The 7,755-nt window shown below is 31.1% G+C and carries 9 protein-coding genes and 1 pseudogene; 6 read left to right on the forward strand and 4 right to left on the reverse strand.

The genetic code is table 11. The features are described 5' to 3' along the window. Nucleotides 1–30 precede the first annotated feature (30 nt). Both RH98_RS07115 and RH98_RS07120 read left to right on the forward strand, forming a co-directional pair. Nucleotides 31–774, forward strand: coding sequence for a succinate dehydrogenase/fumarate reductase iron-sulfur subunit (locus RH98_RS07115; RefSeq protein ID WP_010252422.1), 744 nt, complete (start codon nt 31–33; stop codon nt 772–774). Nucleotides 775–890: 116 nt separating this feature from the next. Further along, complete coding sequence (locus RH98_RS07120) at nt 891–1,661, forward strand: nitrilase-related carbon-nitrogen hydrolase (protein WP_010252424.1); 771 nt, start codon at nt 891–893, stop codon at nt 1,659–1,661. A 569-nt stretch (nt 1,662–2,230) separates the two neighbouring features. Here RH98_RS07120 and RH98_RS07125 read toward each other — a convergent pair. The 4 genes and pseudogenes from RH98_RS07125 to RH98_RS07130 all read right to left on the reverse strand — a co-directional run bounded on the left by RH98_RS07125 (nt 2,231) and on the right by RH98_RS07130 (nt 4,639). Beyond that, entirely contained in the window at nt 2,231–3,346 is a 1,116-nt protein-coding gene (locus RH98_RS07125) for a hypothetical protein (RefSeq protein WP_237717519.1), read from the reverse strand. Nucleotides 3,347–3,487: 141 nt separating this feature from the next. Then, nucleotides 3,488–3,586: pseudogene (locus tag RH98_RS16195) on the reverse strand (hypothetical protein); the annotation flags it as partial. Continuing rightward, on the reverse strand, nt 3,540–3,839 hold the full coding sequence (locus RH98_RS16040) for an Ig-like domain-containing domain (RefSeq protein WP_237717520.1): 300 nt from the start codon (nt 3,837–3,839) through the stop codon (nt 3,540–3,542). The gene RH98_RS16040 and the pseudogene RH98_RS16195, both read right to left, overlap by 47 nt. Nucleotides 3,840–3,967: 128 nt before the next feature. After that, on the reverse strand, nt 3,968–4,639 hold the full coding sequence (locus RH98_RS07130; protein WP_010252426.1) for a ComF family protein: 672 nt from the start codon (nt 4,637–4,639) through the stop codon (nt 3,968–3,970). A gap of 108 nt (nt 4,640–4,747) precedes the next feature. Between RH98_RS07130 and RH98_RS07135 the strand changes: the two genes are divergently transcribed. The 4 genes from RH98_RS07135 to RH98_RS07150 all read left to right on the forward strand — a co-directional run bounded on the left by RH98_RS07135 (nt 4,748) and on the right by RH98_RS07150 (nt 7,751). Beyond that, on the forward strand, nt 4,748–4,948 hold the full coding sequence (locus RH98_RS07135; protein ID WP_010252428.1) for a hypothetical protein: 201 nt from the start codon (nt 4,748–4,750) through the stop codon (nt 4,946–4,948). Between the two features lie 2 nt (nt 4,949–4,950). Then, complete coding sequence (locus tag RH98_RS07140; protein ID WP_010252430.1) at nt 4,951–5,340, forward strand: YchJ family protein; 390 nt, start codon at nt 4,951–4,953, stop codon at nt 5,338–5,340. A gap of 73 nt (nt 5,341–5,413) precedes the next feature. Further along, complete coding sequence (gene aspA / locus RH98_RS07145) at nt 5,414–6,820, forward strand: aspartate ammonia-lyase (protein ID WP_010252433.1); 1,407 nt, start codon at nt 5,414–5,416, stop codon at nt 6,818–6,820. Nucleotides 6,821–7,121: 301 nt separating this feature from the next. Further along, nucleotides 7,122–7,751 (forward strand): NAD(P)H-binding protein, encoded by a 630-nt coding sequence (locus tag RH98_RS07150; RefSeq protein ID WP_010252435.1) that lies wholly within the window; start codon nt 7,122–7,124, stop codon nt 7,749–7,751. Nucleotides 7,752–7,755 lie beyond the last annotated feature (4 nt).

The following is a 7,755-nucleotide window of genomic DNA, read 5'->3' on the forward strand; positions in this document are numbered from 1 at the left end:
ATCAAGTCTTATTGTAAAAATTCGATGCAAATGAATCTTACATTAAAAATATGGCGTCAAAAAAACGCTAAAGAAAAAGGAAAAATGGTTGATTATAAAATCGACAATATTTCTCCTGATATGTCTTTCTTAGAAATGCTTGATGTTTTAAACAACGAGTTAATTGAGAAAGGTGATGATCCAGTAGCTTTTGACCACGACTGTCGTGAAGGTATTTGTGGTATGTGTTCTTTGTTCATTAATGGAGAAGCACATGGTCCTGATAGAGCTATTACTACTTGTCAGTTACACATGAGAAAGTTCAAAGATGGAGATACTATTTATATTGAACCATTTAGAGCTAAAGCTTTCCCAGTTATTAAAGACTTAGTAGTAGACCGTACTGCATTTGATAAAATTCAACATGCTGGAGGGTTTGTATCAGTAAATACTTCTGGTAATACGCAAGATGCTAACTCTATTCCAATTCCTAAACATGATGCTGACCGTGCATTTGATGCTGCGACATGTATTGGTTGTGGAGCTTGTGTTGCAACTTGTAAAAACTCTTCTGCTATGTTATTCGTATCAGCTAAAGTATCTCAGTTTGCATTGTTACCACAAGGTAAAGTAGAGGCTGCTGACCGTGTTCAAAATATGGTTGCTGAAATGGATGCTTTAGGATTTGGTAACTGTACAAATACAGGTGCTTGTGAAGTAGAATGTCCTAAAGGTATTTCACTTGAGAATATTGCTCGTATGAATAGAGAATATTTAAAAGCAAGTATTAAATAATTAATAGAATTTTTCTATATACAGAAAGGAGCAAGATAAAATATCTTGCTCCTTTTTTATTTTTGAGTATATTGTGAATTGATGATTTAATTTCACTAATTAATTTATACAAAGCAATGAATGTAGTTTTAATGCAAGCTTCTCTAGAATGGGAAGATGTAAATAGTAATATTAATTTTTTTATAAATCAATTAGAAGATGTAGCTGATAATGTTGATTTAGTAGTTTTACCAGAAATGTTTTCTTCTGGATTTACAATGCATCCAGAGCGCGTAGCATTGCAAATGAACGACAAGAATATTAATAAGCTTGTGGAGCTTGCAAGAAGTAAATCATTTGCTATTATTGGAAGTTTAGTGGTCCAAGAAAATGGTAACTTTTATAATCGACTTTTATTTATTGATGATTTAGGTAATATTCAATCGTATGATAAGAGGCATCTTTTTAGCTTAGCAGGAGAAGAGAAGGTATATTCTGCTGGTAAAGACAGGCTGATTGTAAATTATAAAGGTTGGCGTATTTGTCCTTTAGTATGTTATGATTTGCGCTTTCCAGTATATGCGCGAAATAATAAGGATGAATATGATCTTCTTATTTATGTGGCTAGTTGGCCAGACCAGCGAATATATGCTTGGGACTCTTTGTTAAAGGCTAGAGCTATTGAGAATATGTGTTATACCATTGGGGTAAATAGAAGTGGAGTTGATGAGAATAATAATATCTATTCAGGTCATTCGCAAGTATTAGACTGTTTTGGAAAATACATGATAGAACCTCAAGAAGGTGAGCAGAATATTGCAGTAACACTGAATCTCGAAGAATTGAATAAAGCTAAGAGTAAATTTAAATTTTTGAAAGATGCAGATGACTTCCATCTAAATTTATGATACTTGGTATAAAGTATGGTTTAAGATAAGTTCTTTTTAAATTATTTCTTATGTCAGGATTCCATATTGATTTGTTTTTTGATAGAGGCGTAATAGTTTAAAAACAACTTTGTTAAAGTAGGAGTACTTTAGGATGTTAGTTTACTTATAAAGAGAAATTCGTAATCAGAAAGACAGGATTCTATTTTTCTTCTAGATATTGAAAAGCTACAATAGATCTCATCTAGCAAGGAGTATTTACTTGAATAATCCTATCAATTGCAATGGAATACTGTTAGTACTGCAGTAGATTAGTGGTAGATGTTAGCAGAGTGATTAAATAGTAAATCCATATTGACTCTATTAAATACCCCTATTTTAATAGAGGCACTATGGACTTACAATGGACTCACTATGGACACATCGTGATTAAAACTTGACTTGTACTGCTTTTTTTACACCACTTGCCTTCAAAGTTATAGATTAAGAATAAATCGTATTGTAGTCACAATATTACTTTAGTTTCGCACATTAAGATAAAAAAAGACCTCTAAAGCGTATTACAAACGGTTTTTAGAGGTCTTTATATTTTAGAGGTCTATTTGTTGGTCAATATCCCAATTGGCTCTTACATCGATTAATTCTTCAAAATAGATTGTTTCTTCAGGTTGTCTTTTATCCCAGTAATAACCGGTATCCCACTTTCCATTTTTATTATCGTCATATACTATTCGTACGTAATATTTTTTTGGAGGTAATAAATTAAATACAAATTTTGTCTGATTATCTTCTCCATATTGGCTAATGACTAATTTCTCATTTTCATCTAAAACCTCTACTATGATAGGGTAGCGTTTTATGCCTGTGATATTTAATGTCAGATTACCATAGTCTGTATATGGATTTGTCTTGACACTATACTGTAAGGTGTCATTAGCTGACCCAAAAAAGTCAATTAATGCATTTGGCATAAGGTTGACATAATATTGCATATTTTCCTCTTTTTCGAATTTGATAAGTAAATTCTGATCTAGGGGATAATTTTCGATTGTAAATGGAACAGCTATAGAATCTTTATTTAATACTTCGACTAATTCTTTATTGACTGTACTAAGAGGTGTAGTAGTAGAAATCTTGAAGTCATTAATATAATGTAGAACGCTGTTCGTTCCAGATATGGATAATGAGTCAACTTCTTTAATTTTTACTCTAGGTTTAACAGTAAATATCTTTTTAAACTCATCTTTTTCTACTGTTACATGGAGTGAGTCAGCATTAATCTTTGGAAACCATACTTGTAAAGAATCCTTCTGAGGAAGATAAGTATAGGTACTCTTGATCAGGCTATCATTTTTACTAACGGATATTTTTACATTTTCTGTATCTCCATAATACGGTAAATACCATTTGTTTTCACTGATTTGCGATGGTCTATTTGCTTCAAATTTTTCGTCAGATTTGAATAGAGTCAAGTTAAACTTTTCATCAGTTGGCACTGTAATACTATCTTTATAGAAAGCAATTTTATCCTGTTTAGGGTCAAATTTATAGTTGTTGTTTTTGTCTTTAAGAGCGATTAAGTAGTAGTTACCTTCCTTTATATTTTCAATTGTGAAATCAGTAAGACTATCTAATGTATTAGTGATGTAAAGAGGTTTTTCTTTATATACGGTAGAATCGTTGAACGTTTTAGCATCATACAGCATTACATTGACAAAATTGTCCGCTACAAGTTTATTTGCAGTACTAATCGTTCCCGATATTTTTAAAGAGTCGATATAATCTCCTGTAGAGAAGACATATTTGAATTGTTTTAGGATATTCCCTTCATTGTTGTCTACTATTGCATCACCAAAGTTGAAACTATAAGTTGTGTTTGGTTTTAAGGTATCTTTTATCTTAATAGTAACAGTTTTTTTTTGCCATCCCCATAGGACTGATATCAGGCATGTTATCTAATGGCGGAGAGACTATTAAGTTCTGATTTGCTTTATTAATCTTAACGTACTCATCAAAATCAATTTTTATTTCATCTTGATCGAAATTGATTGAATAATTTTTAGGTACGCTCTTTAGCATAACTGGGGGCAGAGTATCTTTTGGACCTCCACTTATATAACCACGCTTTGCACAGTTAGAAAAACAAACTAGGCAAAGAATAATAAAACAACTAATAAAATAGATGCGAAATTTAGACATAACTTACATTATAAAAGACAAAGTAACAATTATATTTTTTAGTTAGAAAATCTAGAGTATTAAAATCTTTTGGTAGTCATTGCTAGACATAGAATTGTGATTTTTGAATTAGGGATTTTGAATAGTTCTTAGGTACATTTTTCTAATGTACTGCCTGTCGTCAGTATATCATCTATTAATAAGAAATGATTATTTTCTCTAGGTATAATTTGGGTATTAAGTACTATATCTTCTTTTTGTTTTTTTAGTCTTTCAAAAAGTGATTGACTAGCTTTAGACCTTGTCTTGGTTGTTTTTAATAATAACTCTTTTTCAATTTCAATATTGAATACTTCGCTAAGTGCATCTGCAAATCCATCTACTTGGTTATAGCCTCTTTTTTTCTTTTTAATTCGGTGTATAGGGACAGGAACGATACTAGTGATTGAATCTAAAAGATTGGTGTTCTTTAATTCTTCAGTGAATATTTTGCCTAGAAAGTAACTAATTTCTGGATGATTGTGATACTTTAAATTATGAAAAAGGTTTTGTGTATTTGTTCCCCTTTTAAAAAATAATAGGCAACTTGCATGTTCAATTGATATTCTTCCATAGAATTTTTGATAAGCATCGTTATCTTCTTGAAAACATTGTTTTGTAAAAGGGAGGTTATCAAGGCAGGTAAGACATATATGTTTCTCATTTTGAAGTAATATGTCTTCACAGGATAAACAGATTTTAGGATAGAGTAAATTAAGAAGGTCAAGTAGCATAAATGATTTTATATAATTTAAAGGAATAACTCGCATTAATTGTACCATATTCCTTGAGTGATTTGATAAGTGAAAATTAGAAGATTAAAATATTTTTTATATTTCAACATTTGTGAAGAATAACAAAATACCTTTGTAACTGATAAAAAAATATAGATGGAGATAGTTGATATTCAAAAAGAAATTATGCAGTTAATTACCTTATTTAAGCAAAATAATAAGGATGGTTTAATAGATAGAGTAAATGTTGTGTCAGAAGAACTAAATGAGAAATTAGATTTTGCTCAGTCTGATGACGAAATAGTATTACTAGGTAAGTGTTTGAAAATTGTGGAGGATTTAAAGAAACAATTGTAGTAATGGAAAACCAACAAGAATGTTATTGTGGAAGTGGCATATCATTTGATAGTTGTTGTAGAAAGTTTTTAGAATTAAAAGCTTTTCCAGAAACAGCAGAAGAATTAATGCGATCGCGTTACTCAGCTTATGTTCTAGCAAATGCGAAATATATAATTGATACGACGCACCCTAAAACACGTCATTTTCATACAAAAAAGGCAATATTAGAGTGGTCAAAAGAGAATATTTGGCAAAAACTAGAGGTTGTTAAATCAGAAGATAACCATGTAGTATTTAAAGCCTATTTTAAAGATCGCAATGGAACTGACCAAATACATTGGGAATCCTCAGTTTTTGAGCGCTTAGGTGGTAAAATTTATTACGTTTCTGGTAGTTTTAATGAAGAATAAAAACCAGACTAAATAAAGCATTAATATGTAGATTTTACTTCGTAACTTAGTAGAAATATTAAAATTGTATCTTATGAAAGCAACTAGAATTGAGAGTGATTTATTAGGCGAATTACAAGTACCTCAAGACTCGTATTATGGTGTACAAACACAAAGAGCGATTAATAATTTTAAAATATCAAATAGTAAACTATATGACTATCCTGAATTTGTAAAAGGATTAGCAAAAGTTAAATGGGCAGCTGCTAAAACGAATTATGAGTTAAACGTTCTAGATGAAAATATTTATCAAGCTATTGTAAAAGCTTGTAAAGAGATATTAGACGGTAAACTGCTTACAGAATTTCCTGTAGATATGATTCAAGGTGGTGCAGGTACTTCTGTCAATATGAATGCCAATGAAGTAATTGCTAATAGAGCAATCGAAATATTAGGGCATCAAAAAGGAGAATATCAATATTGCTCTCCTAACGATCATGTGAATTTATCACAATCTACAAATGACGCTTATCCAACGTCGTTAAAAGTTGCAGTTTTCGAAATGAATAAAACTGTAGTTGCTGGATTAGAAACGCTAGTTAGCGCATTAGAAGCAAAAGAAAAAGAGTTTGCTAATGTTATTAAAATGGGACGTACTCAGTTACAAGATGCTGTGCCAATGACATTAGGACAAGAGTTTGGAGCATTCGCTTACACTTTGAAAAAAGAGATTGCCACTCTTAACCAAGCTAGTCAAGCTTTCTTAGAAATAAATATGGGTGCAACAGCAATTGGAACAGGATTAAATGCTGTACCTGGCTATGCTGACCTATGTGCTAAAAACTTAGGTGAATTAATGGGACAGCCAGTATCATCTGCAGTTAATTTAGTAGAAGCTACATCTGATACAAGTGGATTTGTTGCTTATTCAGGAGCACTTAAAAAGATTGCTATCAAATTATCTAAAATATGTAATGATTTACGTTTATTGTCTTCTGGACCTCGTACTGGATTAAACGAAATTCAATTACCACCAATGCAACCGGGTTCTTCTATTATGCCGGGTAAAGTAAACCCTGTAATACCAGAAGTAGTAAATCAAGTGTGTTTTAAAGTAATTGGTAACGATTTTACGATTACAATGGCTGCTGAAGCTGCACAGTTACAATTAAATGTAATGGAGCCTGTACTAGCACATACTTTAATGGAATCAATGCAATGGTTAGAAAATGCTTTTGTAACATTGGCTGATAAATGTGTTGTAGGCATTAAGGCAAACGTAGAGCACAATAAAGAATTAGTTTTAGGAAGTATTGGAATTGTAACAGCGTTAAATCCTTATATCGGATATAAAGCAAGTACAAAAATTGCAAAAGAAGCCTTAGAAACTGGAAGAGGTGTATATGAATTAGTATTAGAGAATAATTTATTGAGTAAAGAAAAACTTGATGAAATCTTAGATCCTCAACATATGTTAGCTCCTCATAAAAAAGACGAATAATAGTTTTTTATATAAAGTTAAAAAGCCTCTCTTACTTTTAAGAGAGGCTTTTTGTTTTCAATAATAATACATTGTAATGATAGTCTGAAGGTTATATTTTTCTGGTTTAGTATAAATTTTGTTCAAATTGGCATATATTATGTTATCCTTAATGAAGTTATAGATTCGTAGATAGTAAATGTTTATTTTTATTTTTTATTGATTAAGAGGAACAAATCAAATATTGATTTAATTACTATATTTTTATTGTAAGTCATTCAACTGAAATTAGATTTATTAATTTTGAGTAAAATAGGGTGTTATGAAAGCGTTAGTTATTGGAGCAACAGGGGCAGTAGGCAAAGTATTGGTAAGACAATTACTTTGTGATGATTACTACTCTGAAGTAGTGATTTTTGTGAGGAGAGAATGGGATATACAACATCCTAAATTAATTACTCATATCGTTGATTTTGAAAAAATGCCTGAGTGGTCTTATCTTATTTCAGGTGATATAGCCTTTAGTTGCCTAGGTACAACCAAAAAACAAGCTGGTTCTAAACAAAAGCAATGGCATATAGATTATGATTATGTAATGCAATTCGCACGCAATGCTAAGGATAATAAGGTTAAAAACTTTGTTCTTCTATCTGCGAAAGCTGCCTCAGAAAATAGTGTCTTTTTCTATAGTAAAATGAAGGGCAGATTAGAAAGGTCAATCTTAAATATTGGTTTTGATAATACTATTATTCTCCGTCCGGGGTTATTACTCCGTCCGGGTACTGATCGACTTGGCGAACGAATAGCAGCAAAGACTCTATCTATCTTTAATTCGATGAAATTGTTCATGAGCAATAAATCGATCGAAGTTGTAAAGGTTGCTAATAGAATGCGTAAAGAAGCAAAAAATGATTGTTGTCGTCGACTAATTATTGAAAGTGAAGATATATAAAAAA

It is taken from the genome of Myroides injenensis M09-0166 (genome assembly GCF_000246945.1).
GTDB lineage: Bacteria > Bacteroidota > Bacteroidia > Flavobacteriales > Flavobacteriaceae > Flavobacterium > Flavobacterium injenense.